Origin of the sequence: Streptomyces sp. CAI-85 (assembly GCF_013363615.1) — a bacterium.
GTDB classification, from domain to species: Bacteria; Actinomycetota; Actinomycetes; order Streptomycetales; family Streptomycetaceae; genus Streptomyces; species Streptomyces antibioticus_B.
This window is the reverse complement of record NZ_JAANNX010000010.1, coordinates 83,066-108,458: the sequence shown is the minus strand read 5'-3', so window position 1 is coordinate 108,458 and position 25,393 is coordinate 83,066. Positions and strand designations below refer to the sequence as shown.

The window sequence follows — 25,393 nt, the reverse complement described above, 5'->3', positions numbered from 1 at the left end:
GTCAGTCCGTCTCCTCGGCCCCGCAGGAGCTGCCGTCGGGCGGCAGGGAGCCGTACAGCAGGAAGTCGTCTATCGTGCGGTGCACGCACTTCGAGGAGCCGTACCCGGTGTGCCCGTCGCCCTTGTTGTCCAGGACGACGGCCGAGTCCCCGAGCCGTTCGGCCGTCTCCTCGGTCCAGCGGTACGGGGTCGCCGGGTCGCCCCGGGTGCCCACGAGCAGCATCCGCGGGGTGTCGACGTCCTTGACCTCCTCCCGTATGAAGTCGGTGCCCTTCGGGCGGCCGTAGCAGAGCAGGACCTCGGAGAGGCGGTACCGGCCGAAGACCGGTGACGCCTCCTCGTAGGCGGCCCGCAGCCGCTGGAGGTCACCGGTGATCTGCTCGGCGGTGGGCCGGTCGGGGTCGTCGGCGCAGTTGATCGCCATCAGCGCGGCGGGCAGGTTGTCGAGGGGGACGTCCTCGGGCTCCACCAGCGGGGAGGGCTCGGCGGCGCCCGGCCGCCCCGCCGGGAGCGCCGGGAACGCCATGCCGCCCGTCGCGAACGCCATCACCCCGCTCGCGTCGCCGTCCTCCACGAGCAGGGCGAGCGCCCGCTCCAGCGACGGCCACAGCTCCTTGCTGTACAGCCCCTGCCCGAGCGCGGCCACCAGGTCCTGGCCGGTGAAGTCGTCCCCGTAGTCCGACGGGAGCGGGTTCTCGTCCAGCGACCACACCAGCCGGACGACTGCCTCCCGGGCCGTGCGGGCGTCGTGGCCGAAGGGGCAGGCGATGTCCCGCACACACCAGTCGACGAAGTCGTCGAGCGCGGTCTGCTGGCCGCGGGCGCCCGCGACGCCCTGCTCGGTGAGCGGCTCGGTCAGCGTGTCCACACCGTCCAGGACGACCCGGCCGACCTTGCCGGGGAACTGGGCGGCGTACACCGCGCCGAGCCGGGTGCCGTAGGAGAAGCCGAGGTAGTTGAGCTTCTTGTCGCCGAGGGCCGAGCGCAGGACGTCCAGGTCGCGGGCCGCGTTGACGGTGCCGATGTACGGCAGGACGGGCCCGGAGTTGCGGACACAGGCCGCGGCCGCCTCCCGCAGCCGGGCCAGCACCGTCGCGGGGTCGCCGAGGGCATCGTCGTCGTCCAGCGCGGACAGCCCGCCCTGCTCCTCGTCGCCGCAGCTCACCGGCGAGGAACGGCCGACGCCGCGCGGATCGAACGAGACCACGTCGTAGCCGTCGGTCAGTTCCATGAACGGCTTTCCGCCGTAGGCCAGTTCGGGTACGCCCGCACCGCCGGGACCGCCGAAGTTCAGCACCACCGAGCCCCGCTTGTCGCCGGTCGCCCGGTACCGGGCGAGCGCCAGGTCGAGCGAGCCGGACCCGGGGCGGGCGTAGTCGAGCGGGACGCTCACCGTGCCGCACTGGAGGTCGTCGGGCACGCCGTCGACGTCGCACTTCGACCAGGAGATCTTCTGGTCGTAGAAGCGGGACAGGCCGGGATCGTCGTCGCCGTCGGCCCGTGCCGTCGGCAGGCTCGCGCACCCCAGCGTCAGGGCCGCGGTCGCGGCCGCCGCGACGAGCGCGCGGCGGCGCGGCCCGGACCGGGTGGACAGCATGGCCTGCATGGATGCCTCCAGGGACGCCTCTCAGCGGACCGGGAACGGCGCCTCGGCACCCCACGATAGGTGGCACCCGCCGGGGCCGCCTCCGGAGCCCCGGCGGCCCGGGAAACGGCCCCGGCACCGTCGTCCACCCACAAGATCGAAGGCATATGGGGTGCTTTTGTGATGAGTTCGCGGTTGTGGCACCCGATGGGGTGAAAGGTTGTTTGGCCATTACTTGGTCGGTTCGCCCGCGTTTTAACGGATGCGGGTGAGTGCCCGCGACCAAGTCTGGAAGGCAGGGACCCATGAGACGGGTTACCCGAAACGGTGTGCTCGCCGTCGCAGCCGCATCGGGCGCGATGGCGGCAGTGACCATGCCGGCGTTCGCCGACTCCGCAGCGACCGGCACCGCGGCAGGTTCGCCCGGTGCGGTCTCCGGAAACGGAATCCAACTGCCGGTGAACCTCCCGGTGAACCTGTGCGGCAACACCGTGAATGTGGTGGGCGCGCTGAACCCCGCGATGGGCAACGCCTGCGCCAACAAGGGCGGCGGCGGGGGCGCGACCTCGTCGTCCGGCACCTCGTCCACGTCCTCCACCGGGTCGACGGCCGAGGGCGACACGGTCGGCTCGCCCGGCGTCGTCTCCGGCAACGGCATCAAGCTGCCGGTGGACGTCCCGGTGAACGCCAGCGGCAACAGCGTCAACGTCGTCGGCGTGCTGAACCCCGTGTTCGGCAACGAGTCGGTCAACGGACCCGGCAAGAAGCCCCCGGTCACGCCGCCCGTCAAGCCCGCCCCGCCGGTGCGTCACACCCAGCCCGCCGAGCCCCAGCCGGCCGGGCCGAAGGCGCCGCCCGCCCACGAGCCCCAGGCCCCGGGTGTCCCCTCGCTGGCGCAGACCGGCAGCGACGCCGCCCTGCCCGCGATCCTGGGCAGCACGGCCATGCTGCTCGGCGGCGCGCTCCTGTACCGCCGCTTCCGCGTCGGCGCGCAGAGCTGAACCACCGCCGTCGCGGAGTTCCGCGGGCCCCCGCCGGTCGCACCGGTCAGGGGGCCCGCGGCCGTGTCAGGCCCCGTGGAACCGCAGATGCAGCGCCCGCACCTCCTCCACCAGCTCGGGCACCGGCCCCTCCACGGTCACCCCCGGGGCGACCTCCCGGACCGGCAGCGCCCGGACGGGCGAGGCGGGCACCCCCAGCTCGGCCAGCCAGCCGCCGAGCTGCTCGGACGACGCGACGTACACGATCCGCCCCAGACCCACCCACGCGTGGGCGGCCGAACACATCGGACAGTGTTCGCCCGAGGTGTAGACGGTGGCCGCCGCCCGCTCCCCGGGCGACATCCGCTCCGCCGCCCAGCGGGCCAGCTCGAACTCCGGGTGCCGGGTCTCGTCCCCGGCGGCCACGACCCGGTTGCGGTCCTCGGCGAGGACCGTGCCGTCCCCGCCGACCAGCACCGAACCGAACGGCTCGTCCCCGGCCCGCACCGCCTCGTCGGCCAGCTCGACACAACGACGCAGATACGGCAGCTCGGCGGCCTCGACCATGGCGTACGGCTCCCTCGGCGCTCTTCCCGTTTCCCTGGACACCGATCACCCTAGGCACGCCGCTCCGTCCCCCGCCCGGCCGGAAACGCGTGCCGCCGGCCCAGCGCGACCGCCGTCAGGGCCGCCGCGAGCAGCGGGAGGGCCGCCCAGGGCAGGGCCGCCGGGCCCAGGCGGTCCAGCACCAGACCGCCCGTCAGGGACCCGCCCGCGATGCCGGCGTTGTAGACCGTGGTCTGGAGCGAGGTCGCCACGTCCGCGGCGGACGGCCCCGAGGCGTCCACCAGCGCCGTCTGGATCAGCGTGGGCGCCCCGCCGAACGCCGCTCCCCACAGCGCGACCGACACCAGGAGCACCGCGGGCACGCGCGCGTACCCGCCCAGCGCGAGCATGACGGCCGCGCACAGGACGAGCGCGCCGAGCAGCGTGGCCCGCGGGCGCCGGTCGACCAGCAGCCCCGTCGCCCAGATCCCGGCCACCGTGGACGCGCCGAACATCAGCAGCACCACGTCCGTACGGCCGAAACCCGCGTGCGCCGAGAACGGGGCCACGTACGTGTACATCACCTGGTGGCCCAGCAGCAGGAACAGCGTCACGGAGAGGATCACCGGGATCCCCGGGAGCAGGGCCACCCGGGCGAGCGGCACGCGCGTGGCCCGCTCCTCGCCGGGGAAGCCGGGCACCCGCCATCGCACCCACGCCGTCAGCAGTGCCGCCACCCCGGCCAGCAGCGCGAACGCCGCCCGCCAGCCGGTGATTCCGGCCAGCGCGGTGCCCGCCGGGACGCCCAGCGACAGCGCCAGGGTGATCCCGGCGAGCACCACCGCGATCGCCCGCCCGCGCCGCTCGGGCGGCACCATCCGGGCCGCGTACCCGGCGAGCATCGCCCACAGCGTGCCGCCCATCACCCCGGCCAGCAGCCGCGCCGCGAACGTGACGCCGTAGGACGACGACAGCGCGACCACCGCGTTGCTCAGCGCGAAGCCCAGCAGCGCGCCGATCAGCACCGGCCGGCGCGGCAGCCCGCGCAGCAGTGCGGTCACCGGCACCGCCGCGACGAACGAGGCGGCCGCGTACCCCGTGACCAGGAAGCCCACGCGCGCCTCGGACACCCCGAGCGCGGGTGCCATGCGCGGCAGCAGACCGGCGGGCAGCAGCTCGGTGACGACGGCGGTGAAGGCGGCCGTGGACAGGGCGAGCAGCCCCGACCAGGGCAGGGCGGCGGGCACGGCGGCGCCCTTGACCAGGGAAGACGTGGACATGCGACCATGGTCGGACGTTCACATCAGTGTGAAGGCAAGCATGAAGGCAAGCGTGCGGGCGTGCGTGCCCCGGAGGTCGGCGTGAAGATCGGCGAACTGTCCCGCCGCACCGGCGTCCCCACCCGTCTGCTGCGCTACTACGAGGAGCAGGACCTGCTCCACCCCGAGCGTGGCGAGAACGGCTACCGCGTGTACGGCGAGGCGGCCGTCCGGGACGTCGGCCAGATCCGCGGGCTGCTGGACTCGGGGCTGACGACCGAGATGATCCGCGCGATCCTGCCGTACCTCTCGGGTCCGGAGGAGATCCTGCTGCCCGCCGGGCATCTGAGCCCCGAGACCGCCGGCCTCCTCCAGGGGCACCTGGACCGTATCCAGGCCCGGATCGACTGCCTGGCCCGCAACCGCGACCGGCTCGCCGCGTATCTGGAGGCGGTGCGCCCGGGCACGGAGCCGGGGGAGCGCGGCTAATTCCGTTGTGGGGCCCGCGCCGGGGTGCTGGAGTGGGGGCCATGGATCACGCCTCCGTACTCGCCCTGTACGACCGGGACATGCGCGAAGGCGCCCGCCCGGAGAGCCCCGACGCCCGCGTCGAACGCACCGGAGGCGTGGTGCGGCACATCGGCGGCGAGGGCGGCTGGAACGGCGTGCTGTGGTCCGGTCTCGACCCCACGGGCGCCGACGCCGACGCGGCGATCGCCGCCCAGATCGGCTTCTTCACCGGCCTCGGCCGCGAGTTCGAGTGGAAGCTGCACGGCCATGACCACCCCGCCGACCTCGGACGACGCCTGACGGAGGCCGGTTTCACGGCCGAGCCGGAGGAGACGCTGATGATCGGCGAGACCGCCGGCCAGCTCACCGGCGGCGAGCCTCCCGAGGGCGTCCGGATCGTCCCCGTCACCGACCGCGCGGGCGTCGACCTCATGGTCGAGGCGAACGAACGCGCCTTCGGCCGCGACGGCGCCTGGCTGCGGGACCTGGTGCTCGCCCGGCTCGCCACCGACCCGGACGGCATCGTCGCCGTGGTCGCCCTCGCCGGGGACGTACCGGTCAGCTCCGCCCGGATGGAGATGATCCCCGGCACCCGCTTCGCCGGTCTGTGGGGCGGCGGCACCGTCGAGGAGTGGCGCGGGCGCGGCGTCTACCGCGCGCTGATCGCCCACCGCGCCCGGATCGCCGCCGAACGCGGCTACCGCTACCTCCAGGTCGACGCCTCCGACCGGAGCCGCCCCATCCTGGAACGCCTCGGCTTCGCCGCACTCACCACGACGACGCCGTACACGTACGTGCCGTAGCCGCGCATAGAGGTCCTGCGGCAGTCACGTCCTCGGGTTGCTCCTCGCCGTCGTGAGGGCGCACAGGGCTCCGAGGCAGATCGCCAGGGCGCCGATGACGATGTTGTTCACCACGACGCCGGCGTCCGGGCTGTCGCCGACGATCCACGGTGCGACGATCATCCAGATGCCCAGCGCGCACATGGCCCAGCTCAGGCCGTACATACGGGCGGGGGCGGCGGTGAACCCCAGACCCAGCAGGCCGATCGCGATCCCGACGATCAGATTGTGGGTCACGAGGGCGGGCTGACTGGTGGTGTAGTGCAGGATCCACGGGGACACGGCGCAGTACAGACCGAGCAGGAACACCGGTCCGTCCACGAGCGCCACATCACGACCGCCGAGCATGCGGTCGTACCGTGCCCGCATCTCGGAAACATCGGGGTGGGTCGACATGTCACCCCGGGTGGGCGAGACGTTGGCCATGACTCGACTCCTTCGACTCGCTGGCCTGACCGCGTGGTGCGGTGTGCGGTGAAAAGCCGCGCATATGTATGGTGCTCTTATTTTTCCCTTATGTGTAGGGGTGCGGGGACTCGGTCGTGGTGCGGCGCCGATATCGTCGTGGTGTGAGCGAACCCGCGCGCCCCGCCGAGACCGACGGCCTCGGTGACACCGCCGACACCGGACTGACCACGGGGTCCCTGGCCCGGCGGCTCGGCGTGGCGCCCACCACCCTGCGGTCCTGGGACCGGCGCTACGGCATCGGACCCGCCGTCCGCGCCGACGGCAGGCACCGCCGCTGGCGGCCGTCCGACGTGGCCGTCCTGGAGGCGATGTGCCGGCTGACGTCCTCCGGTGTGCCGCCCGCCGAGGCCGCCCGCGCCGCACGCGAGGGCGCCGGACGGACGGCCGGCGAGAGCGACGGCGGGCCGCGCGACCGCTCCCGGGCCGCCGGGGCGCTTCCGCTGGGCGCCGACGTCCGCCAGGAGTGCCGGGGCCTGGCCCGCGCCGCCGTACGACTCGACGCGCCGGCCGTCGCGGACCAACTGGACGCGGCCGTCGAACGCCACGGACTGACCGTCGCCTGGCAGGAGGTGATGGTGCCGACCCTGCACGCCGTGGGACGCAAGTGGGCCTCGTCCGGCGACCGTTACGTGGAGGTCGAGCACCTGCTGTCCTGGCATGTCTCCACCAGCCTGCGCCGCGCCACCCGCCCCTCGCCGGCCGCGGGCGCGGCGGGCGGACCGGGCCCGGGGCCGGTGATGCTGGCCTGTGTCCCCGGCGAGCAGCACACCCTGCCGCTGGAGGCGCTCAACGCGGGACTGAGTCGACTGGGCGTCCCCACCCGGATGTTCGGCGCCGCCGTGCCCGCCGAGGCGCTGACCGCGGCCGTGCGGCGGCTGGGCCCCGCGGCCGTCGTCCTGTGGGCCCAGGCCCGCACGACCGGCAGTCCGGCCCTCGCCCAGCAGCTCGCCGGCGCCCGCTGGGGCGTCAGCGGCGCCCGGCGCACCCCGGCCGTGCTGCTCGGCGGCCCGGGCTGGGCGGGCCGCTCGGCACCGGGCCTGCTGCGCCCCACCGGCCTGCGCGACGCGCTCGACACACTGGCGGGGCTGTACGGGGCGGGGTGAGACCCCGGGGGGGACCGCCGGTTCTCAGCCCAGCTTCTTCAGCAGTTCCGCCGCCAGCGGTGCCGAGGACGCCGGGTTCTGGCCGGTGACCAGGTTGCGGTCGACCACCACGTTCGGCGCCCACGGCTCGCCCACCGCCACCTCGACGCCCGCCGCGGTCAGCCGGTCCTGGAGCAGCCACTTCGCCCTCTCGCCCAGACCGGCCGCCAGCTCCTCGGCGTTGGTGAAGGCGGCCACCCGGTAGCCGGCGAACGCGTTGGAGCCGTCCGGCGTCACCGCCGCGAGCAGCGCGGCCGGGCCGTGGCAGACGACACCGAGCGGCCTGCCCGAGGCGAGGGTGTCGGCGAGCAGCCGGCCGGAGGCCGCGTCCACGGCCAGGTCCTCCATCGGGCCGTGGCCGCCCGGGTAGAAGACGGCCGCGTAGTCGGCGAGGTCCACGTCCTCCAGCCGGAGCGGCCGCTCCAGCTCCGTCATCGCGGCGAGCCCGGCGGCGATCCGGTCGGCGTTCTCCCGGCCGCCGTTGGCCTCGGCCGACAGGCTGCCCTTGTCCACCGGCGGGACCACACCGCCGGGCGTGGCCACGACGACCTCATGACCGGCCGCCCGGAACGCCTCGTAGGGGGCGACGGCCTCCTCCGCCCAGAAACCGGTGGGGTGCAGGCTGCCGTCGGCCAGCGTCCAGTGGTCGGCGCCGGTCATCACAAAAAGGATCTTGGCCATGGAGTGTCTCCGGAAGAGTCGTGGCCGGAGGCTCCCGGTGGGGAGCCCCGGCGTGCGGACACCGTCGAGCGTAGGTCGCCGAGACATAGGGAACCAATGAGGAAACCGATCCCGGACATAGGAATTCCTATGGAGGATCATGGCGGCTCCGGGAATACTGGGAGCCGTGGAACACGCCGGTCACCTGGACCTGAACCTGCTGCGCACCTTCCTGGCCGTCTACCGCTCGGGCTCCTTCACCGGGGCCGCGCAGCTCCTCGGACTGTCGCAGCCGACCGTCACGACACAGATGCGCACGCTGGAGCGGCAGGCCGGACGGGAGCTGTTCGAACGGCTTCCGCGCGGAGTCGCCCCGACGCCCGTCGCCGACGCGCTGGCCACCCGGATCACCGCGCCCCTCGACGAACTCGCCGCCGTGGCCGGACCGGACCCCGCGGCCACCGGCCGGACCGACCCCGTCCATCTCGCCGGCCCCGCCGAACTGCTCTGCGGCCGGGTGCTGCCCGCACTGGCGCCCCTGGTGGCCGACGGCGTGCGGCTGCGGGTCGCGCCCGGCCTCACCGACCCCCTCCTGGAGGAGCTGCGGGCCGGTCGGCACGACCTGGTCATCGCCACCACCCGCCCGCGCGGCCGCACCCTGACCGCGGTCCCGCTGATGGACGAGGAGTTCGTCCTGGTCGCCGCGCCGGTCTGGGCCGACCGGCTCCGGGAGCGGCTGGCCGCCGAGGGGCCCGCGGCGCTGCACTCGGCGCCGCTGGTGACCTACGCCGAGGATCTGCCGATCGCCCGCCGCTACTGGCGGCACGTCTTCGGCCGACGGCTGTCCGGGCCGGCCGCGCTGACGGTGCCCGACCTGCGGGGCGTGCTCGCGGCGGTCGTCGCGGGCGCCGGCTTCACCGTCCTGCCCCGCTACCTCTGCCTCGCCGAACTGGCCTCCGGCGCGCTGGTCCCGCTCCACGAACCCGACGACCCGCCCATCAACACCGGCTATCTCGTCCAGCGTCCAGGCGCCCAGGAGAACCCCGACGTGCGCCGGGTCCGCGAGCGACTGCTGAGCGTGGCGCCCACATGGTGAGCACCCCACAGGACCACTTATCTGATTAGTCAAAAAACTGAGTAAGGTGGGGCGGCAGACCGAGGACAACCACGGAGACCGCTTCTCGAACGGGGGCCGGCCATGGCCGACACGGAGACCACCCACGACGCCGTCCCGCGCTACGCCCGCTACGTCGCCGTCGGCGACAGCCAGACCGAGGGGCTCGGCGACGGCGACGACACCACCGGGCTGCGCGGCTGGGCCGACCGCCTCGCCGAGACGCTCGCCCGGCACAACCCCGGCCTGCGGTACGCCAATCTGGCCGTACGCGGCCGGACCGCCGAGCAGACACACGCCCGGCAACTGGCTCCCGCCCTCGCCCTGCGGCCCGACCTCGTCACCGTCCTCGCCGGGATGAACGACCTGCTGCGCCCCCGCTTCGACCCCGACGAGGTCGACGTCCATCTGCGGGCCATGTTCGCCGCGTTCACCGGACAGGGCGCCCTGGTCGCCACGCTCACCTTCCCGGACGTCGCCCGGATCTCCCCGCTGGCCCGCCCGCTCAGCCCACGGGTCGCCGCCCTCAACGCCCGGGTCCGGCGCTCGGCCGAGGAGTACGGCGTGGTCGTCGCCGAGACCGCCGGCCATCCCGTGGTCACCGACCCGCGGCTGTGGAGCCAGGACCGGCTGCACGCCTCCCCGCTCGGCCACGCCCGGATCGCCGCCGCCGTCGCCCACGCCCTCCGGATCCCCGGCAGCGACGACAGTTGGAGCGGCCCGCTGCCCACCGCGTACCCGGCACCGAGGGGCTGGCGGGCCGCCCGCACCGAACTCCGCTGGGCGGGCACCTTCCTGGGCCCCTGGCTCGGCCGACGGCTGCGCGGCCGCTCCTCCGGCGACGGCCGCACCGCCAGACGCCCCGAACTCCTGCCCTGGACAACCGAGTCGGGACACAGCGTCGGCGTCGACGACCGGAGCTAGTCCCGTTCGCGGGCCCGTCGGAAGCGGGCCAGGCCGTCGGAGAGTTCGATCAGGGGGTCCGGGTAGTCCGGCGCGGGATCGTCCGGCTTCCGCAGTTTCCAGGGCTCGTGGACGGCGGGCCCCGCCACCTCCGCCAACTCCGGCACCCAGCGCCGTACATACGCCCCGTCCGGGTCGTAACGCTTCGCCTGGGTCACGGGGTTGAGGACCCGGTTGGGGCGGGAGTCGGTGCCGGTGCCGGCCATCCACTGCCAGTTGAGCTGGTTGTTGGCCACGTCCCCGTCCACCAGCAGGTCCAGGAAGTGCCGGGCGCCCACCCGCCAGTCGACGTACAGCGTCTTGGTGAGGAAGCTCGCGGTCAGCAGCCGGCCCCGGTTGTGCATCCAGCCCTCCTGCCGCAACTGCCGCATCGCCGCGTCCACCACCGGATAGCCGGTACGGCCCTCCCGCCACGCCTCGATGTCCTCGCCCGCCGTCCGCTCGGTGCGCCAACGGTCGTGCTTGGTGCGGTAGTCGGCGCTCGCCGCGTCCGGCCGGGCCGCCAGCACCTGACGGTGGAAGTCGCGCCAGGCGACCTGCCGTACGAACGCCTCCGCGCCCGGACCGCCCGCGGCGCGCGCCCGGTGGACCAGTTCGACGGGGGACAGGGTGCCGAAGTGCAGATGCGGCGAGAGCCGGGAGGTCGCGTCGCCCGCCAGATCGTCGTGCCGGTCCTCGTACGCCGCGACACCCGAGCGCAGCCAGGCGGTGAGCCGCTTGCGGCCCTCGGTCTCGCCCCCGGCGGCCAGGTCGGGCGACAGACCGGCCAGGCCCCGGCGCGCGGGCAGCTCCTCCGAGCTGACGCCGTCCGGCACCGCCACCTTCCGGGGCGCGCCCAGCACCTCGCGCAGTCCCCGCCGCGACCAGTGCCCGAAGTACGGCGTGAAGACGGCGAAGTGGTCCGAGGAGGCCGGGGCGACCGCCCCCGGGTCGACCGCCGAGGTCACCGTGTCGTGGACGTGCAGCCGGACGCCCTCGGCCTCCAGCGCCCGCCGCAGCCGGGCCTCGCGGCGCTGCGCGTAGGCGCTCGCGTCGGCGGCCAGATGCACCTCGTCGGCGTCCGCCTCGGCGGCCACCCGGCACACCTCCTCCACCACGTCCCCGGAGCGCACCACGAGCCGCCCGCCCCGCTCGCGCAGCCCCGCGTCGAGGTCGCGCAGACAGTCGGCGAGGAACGCCAGCCGGTTGGGGACCGCGAACCCGGCCCCGTCCACCGCCCGGTCGCGCACGAACAGCGGCACCACCTGCCGCGAGCCCTGAAGGGCCGCGCGCAGCGGCGGATGGTCGTGCAGCCGCAGATCGGAGGTGAACAGGACGACCGAGACGTTCATGAGCGGGCTCCGCTGAGAGGAGAAAGGGCGTACGTGTGTCTTCCGGGCGGCGGGGCGCGGCGGATGCGCCGGACACCGCCGCCCTCGTCAGCCGTCCCCGGTGGCCGCCCCCTCCCGCACCGGCCGACCCGCGTCCGCCTCGGCCGCGCGGGCGATGTTGCGGGCCATGCCGCCGAACACGACCGCGTGGAACGGCGAGACGCTCCACCAGTACGCGTGCCCGAGCAGCCCGCGCGGATGGAACAGGGCACGCTGGCGGTACCGGGTGCGCCCCGTGCCGTCGGTCTCCGCGTACATCTCCAGCCAGGCCGGGCCCGGCAGTCGCATCTCCGCCCGCAGCCGCAGCAGATGCCCCGGCTCGATCTCCTCCACCCGCCAGAAGTCCAGCGAGTCGCCGACCCGCAGCCGGGCGGCGTCCCGGCGCCCCCGGCGCAGGCCCACCCCGCCGATCAGCCGGTCCAGCCAGCCCCGTACGGCCCAGGCCAGTGGGAAGGAGTACCAGCCGTTGTCGCCGCCGATGCCCTCCACCACCCGCCACAGCGCCTCGCGCGGGGCGTCCACGGACCGTTCGCGGCAGTCGGTGTAGAGGCTGCCGCCCGCCCAGTCGGGGTCGGTGGGCAGCGGGTCGCTGGGCGCGCCGGGCAGCGAGGCCGACGACCAGCGGGTGGTGACCTGTGCCTCGCGCACCCGGCGCAGCGCGAGCCGTACCGCCTCGTCGAAACCGAACGGACGGCCGGGCGGATCCGGCACGTACCGCGCGATGTCGTGCTCGTGGCAGACCACCTCGTACCGCAGCGACTCGGTCAGCGGCCGGGCGATCGAGGCCGGCACCGGCGTGACCAGGCCCACCCAGTGGCTGGACAGGCCGGGGGAGAGCATCGGGACCGGCAGGATGAGCCGCTTCGGCAGCTCGGCGACGGCCGCGTAACGGAGCATCATCTCCTGGTAGGTCAGCACGTCGGGGCCGCCGATGTCGAAGGTCCGGTTGACGTCCGCGGGCAGTCCGGCGCAGCCGACCAGCGCCCGCAGCACGTCCCGGACCGCGACCGGCTGGATCCGGGTGCGCACCCAGCTCGGGGTGACCATCACCGGCAGCCGTTCGGTGAGATGGCGCAGCATCTCGAAGGAGGCCGAGCCCGAACCGATCACCACCGCCGCCCGCAGCACCGCCGTGGGCACCCCGGAGCCCAGCAGGATGCGGCCGACCTCGGCGCGGGAGCGCAGATGCGGCGACAGCTCCCGCTCCGGCACACCGCGTGGGGTGAGGCCGCCCAGATAGACGAGGCGGTGCAGCCCCGCCGCCCTGGCGCGCTCCCCGAAGATCCGCGCGGCCCGCCGGTCGGTCTCCTCGAAGTCGTCGCCGGTGCCCAGCGCGTGCACCAGGTAGTAGCCGACGCCGACGCCCCTCATCGCCCGCGCCACCGAGTCGGCGTCCGTCACGTCCCCGCGGACCACCTCCACGTCACCGGCCCACGGATGGTCCCGCAGCCGCTCCGGGGAACGGGCCAGACAGCGCACCCGCAGCCCCGCCGCCAGCAGTTCCGGAACGAGCCGGCCGCCGATGTAGCCGGTGGCCCCCGTCACCAGACAGAGCGGCCCGGTGCCGCGGTCGTCCTCCGTCATCACTGCTCGGCCCTTTCGCGTCGGTGCCCCCACGGATCCCTGCCACGCATCACCCTCCGTGGATCACTTCCACCCCGGGGGCGGTCCCGGATGCGCCGGCCGGCAGGTCACGCGCGATCGGGTGAACGACGGGGTGCGGAAGCGGACGGCTACGCTGGCCGCGTGGCCACAGTGAACGACCGGGAGCGGCAGTCGGGGGACGGGGGGTCCGGCGCGCCCGCGGCACGCGGCGACCTGCACGCCTTCGCCGTCGCCCTGCGCCGGATGAACGGCGAGATCAACCGGCTGGTGTACGCGTTCGCGGGGGACCAGGGACTGCATCCGACGGACGTCCAGGCGCTCGCCGCGATCCTGGACGCCGACACCCCGATGACGCCGAAGGGCCTGCGCGAGCACCTCGGACTGACCTCCGGGGCCGTCACCGCCTGTGTGGACCGGCTGGAGCGGGCCGGACACGTGCGCCGGGTCCGGGAGAGCGCCGACCGCCGCGTGGTCCACCTGTACTACGCCGCCGACGCGCGGTCGGCGGCCCGCAGCTACTTCCGGCCGCTGGCCGAGGCGGTGGAGGGGGCGCGCGCCCGGTTCACCGAGGAGGAGCGGGCGGTGGTGCTGCGCTTCCTCGCGGCGATGAACGACGAGTTGACGCGCCCGCCGGTCTAGCCGGGGGTGCATCCGGGGGCCGGGTGACGACGGAAGAGAAGGTGACCTCTATGATCAACGCCGTCAACAATGTCAATCATTGAGATTGTTCACCGTCGAGTCTTCGTGACTCCTCCCGTGATCCTCTTCGCCCGGAGCCTGGAGCCCCATGTCCACCACCCCGCGACGCGCCCGCCTGCTCGTCCCCCTCCTCCTGATCGCCGTATGGCTCGGCGTCGGCGGCGTCCTCGGCCCCTACGCCGGACGCCTCGGCGAGGTCGCCACCAACGACCAGGCCGCGTTCCTGCCGCGCAGCGCCGAGTCCACCGCGGTCGTCACCGCCCAGCGCGCCTTCCGGCAGAACGAGACCCTGCCCGCGATCGTCGTGTGGACCGGCACCGGCACAGGCACCGACACCGGCACCAGTACGGACACCGGCACCGGCCTCGCCGGGCGGCGGGCCGACGCCGACGGCGTCCTCGCCTCCCTGGCGGACACCCCCGGCGTCGCCGGACAGGTCTCGCCCGCCCTGCTCTCCGAGGACGGCGAGGCCCTCGAAGGCGTGGTGCCCCTGCGGACCGACCTCGGCGACGACCTCGCCGGCACCCTCGACCGGATCCGCGCCGCCGCCGAACGCGTCCCCGGCACCACCGTGCAGCTCGCGGGCCCCGCCGCCGCCCAGGCGGACCTCTCCGACGCCTTCGCCGGCATCGACGGCCTGCTGCTCGTCGTCGCCCTGGTCACCGTGCTGGTGATCCTGCTGCTCGTCTACCGCAGCGTGCTGCTCCCCCTGGTGATCATCGTCGCCGCGGTCCTCGCCCTCGGCCTGGCCTGCGCGATCGTCTACGCGCTCGCCGACCACGACCTGGTCCGCGTCGACGGACAGGTCCAGGGCATCCTGTCCATCCTCGTGATCGGCGCCGCCACCGACTACGCCCTCCTCCTGACCGCCCGCTACCGGGAGGAACTCGCCGCCCGCACGGACCGGACCGACGCCATGCGGGCGGCGCTGCGGCAGTCCTGGGGTGCCGTCGTGGCCAGCGCGGCGACCGTCGTCCTGGGGCTCCTCGCCCTGCTGCTCAGCGACCTCACCAACAACCGGGCGCTCGGGCCGGTCGGCGCCATCGGCATCGTCTGCGCCGTCGTCGCCACGCTGACCTTCCTGCCCGCCGTCCTCGTCGCCCTGGGCCGCGCCGCCTACTGGCCCGCCAAGCCCGGCGCCCGGCCCGCCTCCGGGGGCACCGGCGAAGGGGTGTGGCGGCGGGTCGCGGACCTGGTCGACCGGGCGCCGCGCCGGGTCTGGGCGGTGACCCTCGCCGCGCTCCTGGCCGGCGCCGCCTTCGCGCCGATGCTGACCTCCAAGGGCGTGCCCCTGGACGAGACGTTCGTCAACGACGCCCCCTCCGTAGCCGCCCAGCGCACCCTGAGCGAGCACTTCCCCGGCGGCTCGGGCAACCCCGCCGTCGTCATCGCCGCCGCCGACCGCCTGGAGCCGGTCCTCGCCGCCGCCCGCCGCACCGAGGGCGTCGCCGGGGCGGCCGGGACGACCGCCTCGGGGCGGCCCGGCGGCGCACCGCTGGTCGTCGACGGCCGGGTCCGCGTCGACGTCACCCTCGACGACGCCGCCGACAGCGAGGCCGCGCAGCGCACGGTGGCCCGCCTGCGGACCGCCCTGCACGCCATACCCGGCGCGGACGCCCTCGTCGGCGGCTACACGGCCCAGCGCCACGACACCCTGCGCACCGCCGAACGCGACCGCACGCTGATCGTCCCCGTCGTCCTCGCCGTCATCTTCCTCATCCTCACCGGGCTCCTCAGGTCCCTGCTGCTGCCCGCCCTGCTCGTCGCCACGGTCGCGCTCAACTTCCTTGCCACGCTCGGCGTGTCCGCGCTGGTCTTCCGCCATGTGTTCGGCTTCGGCGGCACGGACCCGTCAGTGCCGCTGTACGGGTTCGTGTTCCTGGTAGCGCTGGGCGTCGACTACAACATCTTCCTGATGTCCCGGGTCCGCGAGGAGTCCCTGCGGCACGGCGTACGGCAGGGCGTCCTGCGCGGCCTGGTCACCACGGGCGGGGTCATCACCTCCGCCGGCGTGGTGCTCGCGGCGACCTTCGCCGCGCTGGGCGTGATCCCGCTGGCCTTCCTCGTCCAGATCGCCTTCATCGTGGCCTTCGGCGTGCTCCTCGACACCCTCGTGGTGCGCTCGCTGCTGGTGCCGGCGCTGGTGCGGGACATCGGCGCGCCGGTCTGGTGGCCGAGCCGCCTCGGCCGCTCCGACCGCTCGGACGGATGAACATGCTCGTACGGATCCGGGGCAGGCGGATCCGTACGACGCTGTCCGCCGCGGGGGCGGAGGGCGCGAGGACGGAGGTGCCACGGCCATGGGTGCGAAGGTGCTGGAACGGTTTCCCGCGGGGTCCCCGCGCGGTTCATGGCCGGCGGAGGAGTACGCGGCCCGGCGCCGCGCCGAGGGCCTGCCCGCCACCGTGGTGATGGATCTGAGGTCCGACGCCTTCCTCGTGGTCGTCCCGGCGAACGACGAGGACTGAATTCCCTGGTCATTCGCTGGTCCGGGATGCGAGACCGGTCGACTCGTCCTTGACTGCCGCGGCCGGCGGCTGCCACGATCGACGACATGATGATGCGACTGGACCTCACGCGGCGACGCCATGTCGATCTCGCGCGCGTCTCCAGCAGCTCCTGTCGCAGCGCGGCCTGATCACGCTTTTCCCTTCCGGATCCGCCGCCCTTCTCGCCTTCCTTCCCTCCCGTGCGCTCGACGCGCACACCATCAACTCGCCCTTCCGCGCCCGGACTTCGGCATGCGTGCGGTGCGAGCGGAAGGAACCGGACCACGGGCCCCGACTACGGAACCCAGACCGCCGCCACCACCGGAACGCCCCCGCACGGGCGCCCCCGGCACCTTCGAAAGAGGACCCATGGCCACCGTCCTGTCCGTCTCCGGCAGCCCCTCCGCCTCCTCCCGCACCGGCCGACTGCTGCGCCACCTCGACCAGCGACTGGCCGCCCAGGGCCACCGGGTGATCCCGCTGGACGTCCGGACGATCCCGGCCGAGGCCCTGCTGGGCGCCGACTTCCGCCACCCGGCGATCGTCGAGGCCACCGAACTCTTCGCCCGCGCCGACGGAGTCGTCGTCGGCACCCCCGTCTACAAGGCGTCCTACTCCGGTGTGCTCAAGGCGCTCCTCGACCTGCTCCCGCAGTACGCGCTCACCGGAAAGACCGTGCTGCCGCTGGCCACCGGCGGCACCACCGCCCATGTCCTCGCCATCGACTACGCCCTGCGGCCCGTCCTCAACTCCATGGGCGCCGCCCACATCGTGCAGGGCTGGTTCACCCTCGACAAGGACATCACCGCCCACGACGACGGCACGGTCACCGTCGCCCCCGCGGCCGCCGAGGCGCTCACCCAGGTCGTCGACCAGTTCTCGGTCGCCCTCGGGCACACCCCGTACCTGGCGGCGGCGAGCTGAAGGCGATGACAGCCCCCGCCCCCGGCGCCCATGTCATCGCGGACGACGCCGAGGCGCTCGCCGTCGCCCGCGCCCTCGCCGCCGAGTTCCGCCCCGGCGCCTCCGCACGGGACGCCGAACGACGGCTGCCACGCCCGGAGTTGGACCGGCTCTCCGCCTCCGGGCTGCTCGCCGTCACCGTCCCCGCCGAGCACGGGGGCGCGGACGTCTCCGCCCTGACCCTCGCGGAGATCTTCCGGCTGCTCGGCGCCGCCGACGCCAGCCTCGCCCAGATCCCGCAGAGCCACTTCGCCTACGTCAACGTGATCCGCCGCCAAGGCACCGAGGAACAGCGGAAGTTCTTCTTCGCCGAACTGCTCGCGGGCCGCCGCTTCGGGAACGCCCAGTCCGAGGCGGGCACCCGGCACGTCCAGGACATCCGCACCCGCCTGGAGCCCCGGCCCGACGGCTCGTTCACCCTGACCGGCGTCAAGCACTACTGCACGGGCGCCCTGTTCGCCCACTGGATCCCGGTCCTGGCCCGCGCGGCGGACGACCGGCTCCATGTCGCGTACGTGCCCGCGGACGCGCCCGGGGTGACCGTCGTCGACGACTGGGACGGGCTGGGCCAGCGCACCACGGCGAGCGGCACCGTGCGGCTCGACGCCGTACAGGTGCCCGGCGACCGCGTCCTCCCGCACCACCTCACCTTCGAAGGCCCGCAACTCCACGGCGCGGTGGCCCAGTTGCTGCACGCCGCGATCGACGCCGGTCTCGCCGCGGGCGCGCTCGCGGAGGCGGCGGAGTTCGTACGGACGACCAGCCGGCCCTGGTTCGAGAGCGGCGCCGAGACGGCCGCCGAGGACCCGCTGCTGATCCAGCGGTTCGGTGAACTCTCCCTGGAGGTGAGGGCGTCGGAGGCGCTGCTGCGGGAGGCGGCCCGCACGGTCGACGCGGCCGCCGCCGGCCTGGACGACGACACGGCCGCCGAGGCGTCCCTCGCGGTCGCCGCAGCGAAGGTCCAGGCCGCCCGGGCCGCCGTCGAGGTGTCCAGCGCCCTGTTCGAGGTGTCCGGCACCCGCTCCGCGCTCGCCTCCCTCAACCTCCACCGGCACTGGCGCGACGCCCGCACCCACACCCTGCACGACCCCACCCGCTGGAAGATCCAGCACCTCGGCCGCCACACCCTGAACGGCACCCGGCCGCCCCGCCACGGACTTCTCTAGCGCCCCGATCGGAGAGCCTCCGCATGTCCCTCACGTTCCACTGGTTCCTGCCCACCAACGGCGACAGCCGGCATGTCGTCGGCGGCGGCCACGGCACCCCGGCCACCGCCTCCGGACGGGACCGGCCGCCCACGGTCGCGTACCTGAGCCAGATCGCCCGCGCCGCGGAGGACCTGGGCTTCCTGGGTGCGCTCACCCCGACCGGCGCCTGGTGCGAGGACGCCTGGCTGACCACGGCCATGGTGAGTCGGCACACCGAGCGGCTGAAGTTCCTCGTCGCCTTCCGGCCCGGCTTCGTGTCGCCGACGCTGGCCGCGCAGATGGCGTCCACCTTCCAGCGGCACTCCGGCGGACGGCTCTTCCTCAACGTCGTCACCGGCGGCGAGAGCCACGAGCAGCGGGCCTACGGCGACTTCCTCGACAAGGACGACCGCTACCGCCGTACGGGCGAGTTCCTGGAGGTCGTGCGGGGGCTGTGGGAGGGCGGGACCGTCGATCTGAAGGGCGAGCATCTGCGGGTGGAGGACGCGCGGCTGGCCCGGGTGCCCGAGGTGTACTTCGGGGGGTCCTCGCCGATCGCCGGGGAGATCGCCGCCCGGCACGCCGACGTCTACCTCACCTGGGGCGAGCCGCCCGCCCAGGTCGCCGAGAAGATCGAGTGGGTCAGGGGGCTCGCGGCCCGGCACGGGCGCGCGCCGCGGTTCGGGATCCGGCTGCACGTGATCACCCGGGACACCTCCGAGGCGGCCTGGGCGGAGGCGGACCGGCTGCTCGCCGGGTTCGACCCCGAGACCGTACGGTCCGTGCAGGCCGGGCTGGCGCGCAGCGAGTCCGAGGGACAGCGGCGGATGCTCGCGCTGCACGGCGGCGGCCGGGACGGTCTTGAGATCCACCCCAATCTGTGGGCGGGCATCGGACTGGTGCGGGGCGGCGCGGGCACGGCCCTGGTGGGCAGCCACGCGGAGGTCGCCCAACGGATCCGGGAGTACGCGGCGCTGGGCATCTCCGAGTTCGTGCTGTCCGGCTACCCGCATCTGGAGGAGGCGTACTGGTTCGGCGAGGGCGTCCTGCCGCTGCTGGCCGGAGCCGGGCTGTGGCGGCACCCCGACGAACGGCGGGACACCTCGGTGCAGGTGCCGTTCGCCGGCTGAGACGTCCTCAGGGGGCCAGTGCGTCGAGGTGCGACCGGCGGGACTCGCGGGTCTGGCCCTGGACCATCAGGAACAGGGCCTCCCGCGCGAGCCGTTGGGCCCGGTGCGACAGGAGCATCGTGCGGCCGCCGCCCGTCACCACGGCCGCGGTGGTCGCCGCCTGGAGGACCTCGTACGCCTGGGTCCGCAGGGCCAGCCGGTCGGCGAGGTGCTCGTCGGGTGCCGCCTCGTCGGCGAGCGCGTAGGCGTCGCGGCGGACCCGGGCCAGCCGGTCGCGCAGGGCGGCCGCGTGGTCGTCGTCCACCAGGCCGAGGGCGGCCTCCGCGACGCCGAAGACGGCGGGGTTGGCGTTCACGGTCTTCAGCCGGTCCGCCGCCGCCCAGGTCGCCAGCGGCGTGCGCAGGGCCACCGCCTCCTCCGGCAGCCGCAGCCCGTCCAGCTCCAGGGAGACCGTGCGGGCCGCGGTCAGGGCGGCGAGGCGCATCGGCTCGGACGCCCGCAGGCCCGGCTGGTCCCGGGCCTCGGTGACGGCGAACAGCGCCTCGTCCTCGTCCGTCACCCCGGCCAGCAGCATCACGTCGTTCAGGCCCCACCCCGTGTACCAGGGCACCGTGCCGTCGAAGCGCCACCCGGTGCCGTCGCGGGTGACCCGGACGGGCCTGCGCGGGGCGGCCCGCAGATGCGCGTAGGCCACCCCCGAGAGCAGCTCGCCGCTCGCCAGCCGGCGCAGCAGCCGCTCGCGCACCGGGCCGTCGCTCCCGGCCACGGTCTGGACCGGGGTGTGGTGCTGGGTCTGCACGAACCAGGTCGAGCAGCAGGCCCCGGCGAGGATCTCCGCCGTCTCGCGGAACACCGCGCCGGACACCCCCGTCCCGCCGTACGCGACGGGCGCGTTCAGCCCGAGCAGACCCGAACGCCGGATCTCCCGCAGATGGCTCTCGGGCACCTGCGTCCGGTCGACCTCCTCGGCGTACGGGGCGAGAAGGTCGTCGGCGAGACGGCGGGCCCGGGTGACGAGGGGGTGCGGTGCGGTCGCTGCGGTCATGACCAAGATTCTCGGCCAGGACTCCCGAGAAGCACCGCACGCCTCACAGGTGAAGCACCGGGAGCCTCACACGCTGAGCGCCTCCCGCACCGACCGTTCTGCCTCCCGGCCGCCCGCCCCGGACGAGGTGACCCGGCCGGCCTCCAGGACGCAGTACCGCTGCGCGGCCCGCATCGCGAAGCCCACGTGCTGTTCCACCAGCAGCACCGACAGGCCGCCCCGGGCCGCCAGAGCGAGGATCGTCTCCTCGATCTCGGCGACCACCGACGGCTGGATGCCCTCGGTCGGCTCGTCCAGGAGCAGCACCCGGGGTTCCGTCACCAGGGCGCGGGCGATGGCCAGTTGCTGCCGCTGGCCGCCGGAGAGCAGCCCCGCGCGGCGCCCGGAGAGGGCCCGCAGCGCCGGGAACAGGTCCAGCGCCTCGGCCACCGCCGCCCGGCCCCGCCGCCGCCCGTCGGCGACCAGTTGGAGGTTCTCGGCGGTGGTGAGATGCCCGAACGACTGCTGGCCCTGCGGGACGTACGCCATCCCGCGCGCCACCCGCTCGTGCGGCCGGCGCCGGGTGATGTCCTCCCCGTCGAGGCGGACCGTGCCCGCGGTGGGCGTGAGCAGTCCGACGGCGGCGCGCAGCAGGGTGCTCTTGCCCGCGCCGTTGTGCCCGAGCACCGCCGTCACCCCGTCGGACGGCACCGTCACGGAGACGCCGTGCAGGACCGTGCTGCGGTGGTAGCCGGCCCGGACGTCCTCGATCTCCAGCATCACGCCTCCTGCCCGGCCATGTCACCGGCGTCCTCGGTGGCCGTGTGCCCGAGGTACACCTCCTGCACCTTCGGATCGGCCTGCACCTGCGCCACCGTGCCCTCGCTGAGGACCCGGCCCGCGTGCAGCACGCTGACGCTGCGCGCGAAGGACCGCATGAAGTCCATGTCGTGCTCGATGACGACGACCGTGCGCTCGGCGCTGATCCGGCGCAGCAGTTCGCCGGTGGCCTCCCGCTCGTCGTGGCTCATGCCGGCCACCGGTTCGTCGAGCAGCAGCAGCCGGACGTCCTGCACCAGCAGCATGCCGATCTCCAGCCACTGCTTCTGTCCGTGCGCCAGCGTCCCGGCGGGGGAGTCCGCCAGCTCGGTGAGTCCCACGGTCGCCAGCGCCTCGGTGACCTCCGGCGGGACGCTCCTGCGGCGGCGCAGCATGGTCCACGCGCCGCGGCCGGCGCCCGCCGCGATGTCCAGGTTCTGAAGGACCGTCAACTCCTCGAAGACGGTGGCCGTCTGGAAGGTGCGCCCGATGCCCGAGCGGGCGATCCGGTGCACACTGCGCCCCAGCAGCTCCGCGCCGCCGAACCGCACCGAGCCCTGGGCCTTCACCAGTCCGGTGACGGCGTCCACCAGGGTGGTCTTGCCGGCCCCGTTGGGTCCGATGAGGAACCGCAGATCGCCCGCGCGCACCTCCAGGTCGACGCCGTCGACCGCGGTGAACCCGTCGAAGGTCACCCGCAGTCCACGAATCTCCAGCTCGCTCATGCCGCCTCTCCCACCGCCACGACGGGCGCCTTGTCCGGGGCAGTGGCCCGGCGCCGCCGTACCGTCTTCGCCAGTGAGGCGAGGCCGCCCGGCAGGAAGGCCAGCGCCACGATGAACAGCAGGCCCTGGAAGTACGTCCAGCCCGCCGGGAACTCCTCCGACAGCGCGGTCTTCGCCCAGGCGACCGCGAGTGCCCCGAGGACCGCCCCGACCAGGCTGGCGCGGCCGCCGACCGCCGCGCCGATCACGAACTCGATCGACGGGACGATCCCGATGAGCGCCGGCGAGATGATGCCGACGGCCGGCACGAACAGCGCGCCCGCCAGACCCGCCATCCCGGCGGCGACCACGTACGCGACCAGCTTGACGTTCGCCGGGTCGTACCCGAGGAAGCGCACCCGCTCCTCCGAGTCCCGTACGGCGACCAGGAGTTCGCCGTAGCGGCTGTGGATGAGCTGGCGGGCCACCGCGATCAGCAGGAGCAGGGCGGCGGCGATGACGAGGTACACCATCCGCTGGTTGACGGGATCGTCCAGGGCGTAGCCGAAGAAGCCCTGGATGTCGGTGAGTCCGTTGGTGCCGCCGGTGGTGGCCTGCTGGCCGACCAGCCAGATCGCGAAGGCGGCGGCGAGCGCCTGGGAGAGGATCGCGAAGTAGGCGCCCCTGACCCGGCGGCGGAAGATGAACAGGCCGAGCAGCGCCGCCACCGCCATCGGCAGCAGCACGGTCGCCGCCAGCGCGAACACCGGGTTCGCGAACGGCCGCCACCACCAGGGGAGTTCGGTGGCGGTGCCGTAGAGCTGCATGAAGTCGGGCAGATTGCCGGGGCCCGCGTCGGCGAGCTTGAGGTGCATCGCCATGGCGTAGCCGCCGAGGCCGAAGAAGACGCCCTGGCCGAGGGTGAGCAGCCCGCCGCGGCCCCAGGCCAGGCAGATGCCGACGGCGACCATGGCCATGCACAGGTACTTGGCGAGCAGCCCGAGCCGGAAGTCGGACAGCAGGGCCGGGGCCACCGCGAAGAGCAGCACCGCCCCGGCGGCGAACCCGGCCCAGGCGGTACGTCCCTTGAGAACTTTCACACCAGACTCCTCGTGCGCAGCGTGTACAGCCCCTGGGGCCGCCACTGGAGGAACGCGACGATGCCGACCAGGACCAGCACCTTGGCCACCGACACGGTGGTGGAGTACTCCAGCACCGACTGGAGGACGCCCAGCACGAAGGCGACGATCACCGTGCCCTTGAGCTGTCCGATGCCGCCGACCACGATCACCAGGAAGGCGTCGATGATCACGTTGGTGCCCATCGTCGGCCCGATCGGACCGACCAGGGTCAGCGCCACCCCGGCCACCCCGGCGAGCCCGGAGCCGAGGAAGAACGCGGTGCGGTCGACCCGCGCGGTGGAGATGCCGGACACCTCGGCGAGGTCCCGGTTCTGCACGACGGCCCGGATCCGGCGGCCCAGCGGGGTCAGCCGCAGGGTCAGCGACAGCGCGACCACGGCCGCGACGGCGAGGCCCAGGATGAACAGCCGGCTGGTGGCGAAGGTCAGCGGATCGGCGCCGCCGATCACGGTGATGTTCCCGGTGAGCGCGTCCGGCGCCCGGGTCTGCACATTGGGCGCGCCGAAGACGTCCCGGGCGAGTTGCTGGAGCATCAGGGAGACGCCCCAGGTGACGAGAAGCGTGTCCAGGGGCCGCAGATACAGCCGGCGGATCAGCAGCCATTCCAGCAGCGCGCCGAGCGCCCCCGACACGAGAAATGCGACGGGCAGCGCGACGAGCAGCGAAATTCCGGCGCTGGAAATGGACTTCTGAAGGACGTATGTGGTGTAGGCGCCCGCCATGATGAACTCGCCGTGGGCCATGTTGATGACGTTCATCTGGCCGAAGGTGAGCGACAGACCGAGCGCGATGAGCAGCAGGACGGCACCGATCGAGATGCCGGTGAAGGTCTGACCGAGGATCACGGTCATACGGCGGCTCCGAGGGGAGACGGGGCGGCGGGGGACCCGCGGCTGGACGCGGGTCCCCCGGTGACGGGCGGTCAGGACAGGCCGGCGGCCCAGGGGTAGCCCTTGAGGAACGGGTCCGGCTTGACGGGCTCGCCGGAGTTCCACACCTCGGTGATCAGTCCGTCGGTGCCGATCTTCCCGATGCGCGCGGTCTTGTGGATGTGCTGCGAGGCGCCGTCCACGGTGACCTTGCCCTCGGGCGCCTCGAAGGTGATGCCGTCGGAGGCCGCCTTCACCTTCTCCGGGTCGAAGGACTTCGCCTTCTCCACCATCGCCTTCCACAGGTAGACCGAGGTGTACGCGGCCTCCATCGGGTCACTGGTGGGCTTGTCCGCGCCGTACTTCGCCTTGTACGCCTTCACGAACTTCTCGTTCGCCGCGCCCGGGGTGGTCTGGTAGTAGTTCCACGCCGTCAACTGGCCCGCCAGGTACTGCGGTCCGATGGACTTGACCTCCTCCTCGGCGATCGACACCGAGACGACCGGCATGGACTTCGCGGTCAGGCCCGCGGACTTGTACTCCTTGAAGAACGCCACGTTGGAGTCGCCGTTGAGGGTGTTGAAGACGGCGTCCGCCTTCGACGCCTTCACCTTGTTGGCGATCGTGCTGAACTCCGTGGATCCCAGGGGCGCGTAGTCCTCGCCGAGGACCGTCATGCCGTTGGCCTTCGCGTACGCCTTGATCTCCTTGTTGGCGGTGCGCGGGAACACGTAGTCGCTGCCGACCAGGTAGATCTTCTTGAGGCCCTCGGCCTTGAGGTAGTCGAGCGCCGGGATGATCTGCTGGTTGGTGGTGGCGCCGGTGTAGAAGATGTACGGCGACTCCTCCAGGCCCTCGTACTGCACGGGGTAGAACAGCAGCGACCTGTTCTTCTCGAAGACCGGCTTGACGGCCTTGCGGCTGGCCGAGGTCCAGCAGCCGAAGGTGGCCGCGACCTGGTCCTCCTTGATGAGCTTGGCCGCCTTCTCGGCGAACGTCGGCCAGTCGGAGGCGCCGTCCTCGGAGACCGGCTCGATCTTCTTGCCGAGCACCCCGCCGGAGGCGTTGATCTCGTCGACGGCCAGCAGCAGCGAATTGCGTACGGTCACCTCGCTGATCGCCATGGTGCCGGAGAGCGAGTTGAGCAGACCGACCCTGACCTTGTCACCGCTGACGTCGATCTTCGCGGCCTTGTCGGACGACGAGCCGGACGCGTCGGTCTTGGCGCCGCAGGCGGAGAGTGCGACGACCGCCGCGAGCGCGGCACCGCCGGCCAGGAAGCGGCGGCGGGGAAAACGTGAACCGCTGGACAAGACAACCCCC

26 protein-coding genes are annotated in these 25,393 nt (G+C 73.7%); 13 read left to right on the top strand and 13 right to left on the bottom strand.

The window, feature by feature from the left end:
* Position 1: 1 nt before the first annotated feature.
* Positions 2–1,606, bottom strand: a complete 1,605-nt coding sequence (locus tag G6W55_RS15230; RefSeq protein ID WP_175521370.1) for an alpha/beta hydrolase — start codon at positions 1,604–1,606, stop codon at positions 2–4.
* A 308-nt stretch (positions 1,607–1,914) separates the two neighbouring features.
* On the opposite strand from G6W55_RS15230, the gene G6W55_RS15225 reads away from it, so the two are divergent.
* Positions 1,915–2,586, top strand: a complete 672-nt coding sequence (locus tag G6W55_RS15225) for a chaplin (protein ID WP_375372452.1) — start codon at positions 1,915–1,917, stop codon at positions 2,584–2,586.
* 66 nt (positions 2,587–2,652) lie between these two features.
* On the opposite strand, the gene G6W55_RS15220 is transcribed toward G6W55_RS15225, so the two are convergent.
* Complete coding sequence (locus tag G6W55_RS15220) at positions 2,653–3,132, bottom strand: nucleoside deaminase (protein ID WP_175521368.1); 480 nt, start codon at positions 3,130–3,132, stop codon at positions 2,653–2,655.
* Between the two features lie 50 nt (positions 3,133–3,182).
* On the bottom strand, positions 3,183–4,391 hold the full coding sequence (locus G6W55_RS15215) for an MFS transporter (protein ID WP_175521367.1): 1,209 nt from the start codon (positions 4,389–4,391) through the stop codon (positions 3,183–3,185).
* Between the two features lie 81 nt (positions 4,392–4,472).
* On the opposite strand from G6W55_RS15215, the gene G6W55_RS15210 reads away from it, so the two are divergent.
* Both G6W55_RS15210 and G6W55_RS15205 read left to right on the top strand, forming a co-directional pair.
* A complete protein-coding gene (locus G6W55_RS15210; protein ID WP_175521430.1) occupies positions 4,473–4,859 on the top strand; it encodes a MerR family transcriptional regulator in 387 nt (128 codons plus the stop codon).
* A 41-nt stretch (positions 4,860–4,900) separates the two neighbouring features.
* The gene (locus G6W55_RS15205) at positions 4,901–5,683 is read left to right on the top strand and encodes a GNAT family N-acetyltransferase (protein WP_175521366.1); all 783 of its coding nucleotides are present in this window, start codon (positions 4,901–4,903) and stop codon (positions 5,681–5,683) included.
* A 24-nt stretch (positions 5,684–5,707) separates the two neighbouring features.
* Here the strand turns inward: G6W55_RS15205 and G6W55_RS15200 are convergent, their stop codons facing one another.
* Positions 5,708–6,148 carry an SPW repeat protein gene (locus G6W55_RS15200; protein ID WP_175521365.1) on the bottom strand — a complete coding sequence of 147 codons (441 nt, stop codon included), beginning with the start codon at positions 6,146–6,148 and terminating at the stop codon, positions 5,708–5,710.
* A gap of 143 nt (positions 6,149–6,291) precedes the next feature.
* Between G6W55_RS15200 and G6W55_RS15195 the strand changes: the two genes are divergently transcribed.
* Positions 6,292–7,293, top strand: coding sequence for a MerR family transcriptional regulator (locus tag G6W55_RS15195; RefSeq protein WP_175521364.1), 1,002 nt, complete (start codon positions 6,292–6,294; stop codon positions 7,291–7,293).
* A 24-nt stretch (positions 7,294–7,317) separates the two neighbouring features.
* Here G6W55_RS15195 and G6W55_RS15190 read toward each other — a convergent pair whose 3' ends face one another.
* Positions 7,318–8,013, bottom strand: coding sequence for a type 1 glutamine amidotransferase domain-containing protein (locus tag G6W55_RS15190; RefSeq protein WP_175521363.1), 696 nt, complete (start codon positions 8,011–8,013; stop codon positions 7,318–7,320).
* Positions 8,014–8,152: 139 nt separating this feature from the next.
* Here G6W55_RS15190 and G6W55_RS15185 point away from each other — a divergent pair, with 139 nt between their 5' ends.
* On the top strand, positions 8,153–9,088 hold the full coding sequence (locus tag G6W55_RS15185) for a LysR family transcriptional regulator (RefSeq protein WP_175521362.1): 936 nt from the start codon (positions 8,153–8,155) through the stop codon (positions 9,086–9,088).
* A gap of 102 nt (positions 9,089–9,190) precedes the next feature.
* On the top strand, positions 9,191–10,030 hold the full coding sequence (locus G6W55_RS15180) for an SGNH/GDSL hydrolase family protein (protein WP_175521361.1): 840 nt from the start codon (positions 9,191–9,193) through the stop codon (positions 10,028–10,030).
* Here the strand turns inward: G6W55_RS15180 and G6W55_RS15175 are convergent.
* Together G6W55_RS15175 and G6W55_RS15170 are read right to left on the bottom strand one after the other, a co-directional pair.
* Positions 10,027–11,400, bottom strand: a complete 1,374-nt coding sequence (locus G6W55_RS15175) for a deoxyribodipyrimidine photo-lyase (RefSeq protein WP_175521360.1) — start codon at positions 11,398–11,400, stop codon at positions 10,027–10,029. The two genes, G6W55_RS15180 and G6W55_RS15175, sit on opposite strands and share 4 nt — an antisense overlap.
* An 87-nt stretch (positions 11,401–11,487) precedes the next feature.
* Positions 11,488–13,023, bottom strand: a complete 1,536-nt coding sequence (locus tag G6W55_RS15170) for an SDR family oxidoreductase (protein WP_175521359.1) — start codon at positions 13,021–13,023, stop codon at positions 11,488–11,490.
* A 162-nt stretch (positions 13,024–13,185) separates the two neighbouring features.
* Here G6W55_RS15170 and G6W55_RS15165 point away from each other — a divergent pair, with 162 nt between their 5' ends.
* From G6W55_RS15165 to G6W55_RS15140, 7 genes are all read left to right on the top strand, one after another.
* On the top strand, positions 13,186–13,683 hold the full coding sequence (locus G6W55_RS15165) for a helix-turn-helix domain-containing protein (protein WP_309243720.1): 498 nt from the start codon (positions 13,186–13,188) through the stop codon (positions 13,681–13,683).
* Positions 13,684–13,831: 148 nt separating this feature from the next.
* Complete coding sequence (locus tag G6W55_RS15160; RefSeq protein ID WP_175521357.1) at positions 13,832–15,955, top strand: MMPL family transporter; 2,124 nt, start codon at positions 13,832–13,834, stop codon at positions 15,953–15,955.
* A gap of 88 nt (positions 15,956–16,043) precedes the next feature.
* Positions 16,044–16,211 carry a hypothetical protein gene (locus G6W55_RS15155; RefSeq protein WP_167797146.1) on the top strand — a complete coding sequence of 56 codons (168 nt, stop codon included), beginning with the start codon at positions 16,044–16,046 and terminating at the stop codon, positions 16,209–16,211.
* Positions 16,212–16,297: 86 nt separating this feature from the next.
* Positions 16,298–16,381 carry a putative leader peptide gene (locus G6W55_RS39550; RefSeq protein WP_353962397.1) on the top strand — a complete coding sequence of 28 codons (84 nt, stop codon included), beginning with the start codon at positions 16,298–16,300 and terminating at the stop codon, positions 16,379–16,381.
* A gap of 220 nt (positions 16,382–16,601) precedes the next feature.
* A complete protein-coding gene (ssuE, locus tag G6W55_RS15150; RefSeq protein ID WP_175521356.1) occupies positions 16,602–17,156 on the top strand; it encodes an NADPH-dependent FMN reductase in 555 nt (184 codons plus the stop codon).
* 5 nt (positions 17,157–17,161) lie between these two features.
* Positions 17,162–18,361, top strand: coding sequence for an SfnB family sulfur acquisition oxidoreductase (locus G6W55_RS15145; protein WP_175521355.1), 1,200 nt, complete (start codon positions 17,162–17,164; stop codon positions 18,359–18,361).
* Positions 18,362–18,384: 23 nt separating this feature from the next.
* Positions 18,385–19,512, top strand: a complete 1,128-nt coding sequence (locus G6W55_RS15140) for an LLM class flavin-dependent oxidoreductase (RefSeq protein ID WP_175521354.1) — start codon at positions 18,385–18,387, stop codon at positions 19,510–19,512.
* 7 nt (positions 19,513–19,519) lie between these two features.
* Here the strand turns inward: G6W55_RS15140 and G6W55_RS15135 are convergent, their stop codons facing one another.
* The 6 genes from G6W55_RS15135 to urtA form a co-directional block, all read right to left on the bottom strand.
* Positions 19,520–20,557, bottom strand: a complete 1,038-nt coding sequence (locus G6W55_RS15135) for an acyl-CoA dehydrogenase family protein (RefSeq protein WP_175521353.1) — start codon at positions 20,555–20,557, stop codon at positions 19,520–19,522.
* Positions 20,558–20,623: 66 nt separating this feature from the next.
* On the bottom strand, positions 20,624–21,316 hold the full coding sequence (gene urtE / locus G6W55_RS15130; RefSeq protein ID WP_175521352.1) for an urea ABC transporter ATP-binding subunit UrtE: 693 nt from the start codon (positions 21,314–21,316) through the stop codon (positions 20,624–20,626).
* Positions 21,316–22,080 carry an urea ABC transporter ATP-binding protein UrtD gene (urtD, locus tag G6W55_RS15125; protein ID WP_175521351.1) on the bottom strand — a complete coding sequence of 255 codons (765 nt, stop codon included), beginning with the start codon at positions 22,078–22,080 and terminating at the stop codon, positions 21,316–21,318. Before urtD ends, urtE begins: the two co-directional genes overlap by 1 nt.
* On the bottom strand, positions 22,077–23,159 hold the full coding sequence (gene urtC, locus G6W55_RS15120; protein WP_175521350.1) for an urea ABC transporter permease subunit UrtC: 1,083 nt from the start codon (positions 23,157–23,159) through the stop codon (positions 22,077–22,079). The genes urtD and urtC overlap by 4 nt, the downstream gene beginning before the upstream one ends.
* A complete protein-coding gene (gene urtB / locus G6W55_RS15115; protein ID WP_175521349.1) occupies positions 23,156–24,052 on the bottom strand; it encodes an urea ABC transporter permease subunit UrtB in 897 nt (298 codons plus the stop codon). Before urtB ends, urtC begins: the two co-directional genes overlap by 4 nt.
* A 71-nt stretch (positions 24,053–24,123) precedes the next feature.
* Positions 24,124–25,383, bottom strand: coding sequence for an urea ABC transporter substrate-binding protein (urtA, locus tag G6W55_RS15110; protein WP_175521348.1), 1,260 nt, complete (start codon positions 25,381–25,383; stop codon positions 24,124–24,126).
* Between the last annotated feature and the right edge of the window lie 10 nt (positions 25,384–25,393).

Bases quoted from the DNA above. Each gene is read 5' to 3' on its own strand.
- G6W55_RS15190 (WP_175521363.1), bottom strand. From the start codon at position 8,013: ATGGCCAAGATCCTTTTTGTGATGACCGGCGCCGACCACTGGACGCTG.
- G6W55_RS15160 (WP_175521357.1), top strand. From the start codon at position 13,832: ATGTCCACCACCCCGCGACGCGCCCGCCTGCTCGTCCCCCTCCTCCTG.
- urtD (WP_175521351.1), bottom strand. From the start codon at position 22,080: ATGAGCGAGCTGGAGATTCGTGGACTGCGGGTGACCTTCGACGGGTTC.
- ssuE (WP_175521356.1), top strand. From the start codon at position 16,602: ATGGCCACCGTCCTGTCCGTCTCCGGCAGCCCCTCCGCCTCCTCCCGC.
- G6W55_RS15155 (WP_167797146.1), top strand. From the start codon at position 16,044: ATGGGTGCGAAGGTGCTGGAACGGTTTCCCGCGGGGTCCCCGCGCGGT.
- G6W55_RS15175 (WP_175521360.1), bottom strand. From the start codon at position 11,400: ATGAACGTCTCGGTCGTCCTGTTCACCTCCGATCTGCGGCTGCACGAC.
- G6W55_RS15230 (WP_175521370.1), bottom strand. From the start codon at position 1,606: ATGCAGGCCATGCTGTCCACCCGGTCCGGGCCGCGCCGCCGCGCGCTC.
- G6W55_RS15140 (WP_175521354.1), top strand. From the start codon at position 18,385: ATGTCCCTCACGTTCCACTGGTTCCTGCCCACCAACGGCGACAGCCGG.
- G6W55_RS15170 (WP_175521359.1), bottom strand. From the start codon at position 13,023: ATGACGGAGGACGACCGCGGCACCGGGCCGCTCTGTCTGGTGACGGGG.
- G6W55_RS15205 (WP_175521366.1), top strand. From the start codon at position 4,901: ATGGATCACGCCTCCGTACTCGCCCTGTACGACCGGGACATGCGCGAA.
- G6W55_RS15185 (WP_175521362.1), top strand. From the start codon at position 8,153: ATGGCGGCTCCGGGAATACTGGGAGCCGTGGAACACGCCGGTCACCTG.
- G6W55_RS15135 (WP_175521353.1), bottom strand. From the start codon at position 20,557: ATGACCGCAGCGACCGCACCGCACCCCCTCGTCACCCGGGCCCGCCGT.
- urtB (WP_175521349.1), bottom strand. From the start codon at position 24,052: ATGACCGTGATCCTCGGTCAGACCTTCACCGGCATCTCGATCGGTGCC.
- G6W55_RS15200 (WP_175521365.1), bottom strand. From the start codon at position 6,148: ATGGCCAACGTCTCGCCCACCCGGGGTGACATGTCGACCCACCCCGAT.
- G6W55_RS15180 (WP_175521361.1), top strand. From the start codon at position 9,191: ATGGCCGACACGGAGACCACCCACGACGCCGTCCCGCGCTACGCCCGC.
- G6W55_RS15220 (WP_175521368.1), bottom strand. From the start codon at position 3,132: ATGGTCGAGGCCGCCGAGCTGCCGTATCTGCGTCGTTGTGTCGAGCTG.
- G6W55_RS39550 (WP_353962397.1), top strand. From the start codon at position 16,298: ATGATGATGCGACTGGACCTCACGCGGCGACGCCATGTCGATCTCGCG.
- G6W55_RS15215 (WP_175521367.1), bottom strand. From the start codon at position 4,391: ATGTCCACGTCTTCCCTGGTCAAGGGCGCCGCCGTGCCCGCCGCCCTG.
- G6W55_RS15145 (WP_175521355.1), top strand. From the start codon at position 17,162: ATGACAGCCCCCGCCCCCGGCGCCCATGTCATCGCGGACGACGCCGAG.
- urtE (WP_175521352.1), bottom strand. From the start codon at position 21,316: ATGCTGGAGATCGAGGACGTCCGGGCCGGCTACCACCGCAGCACGGTC.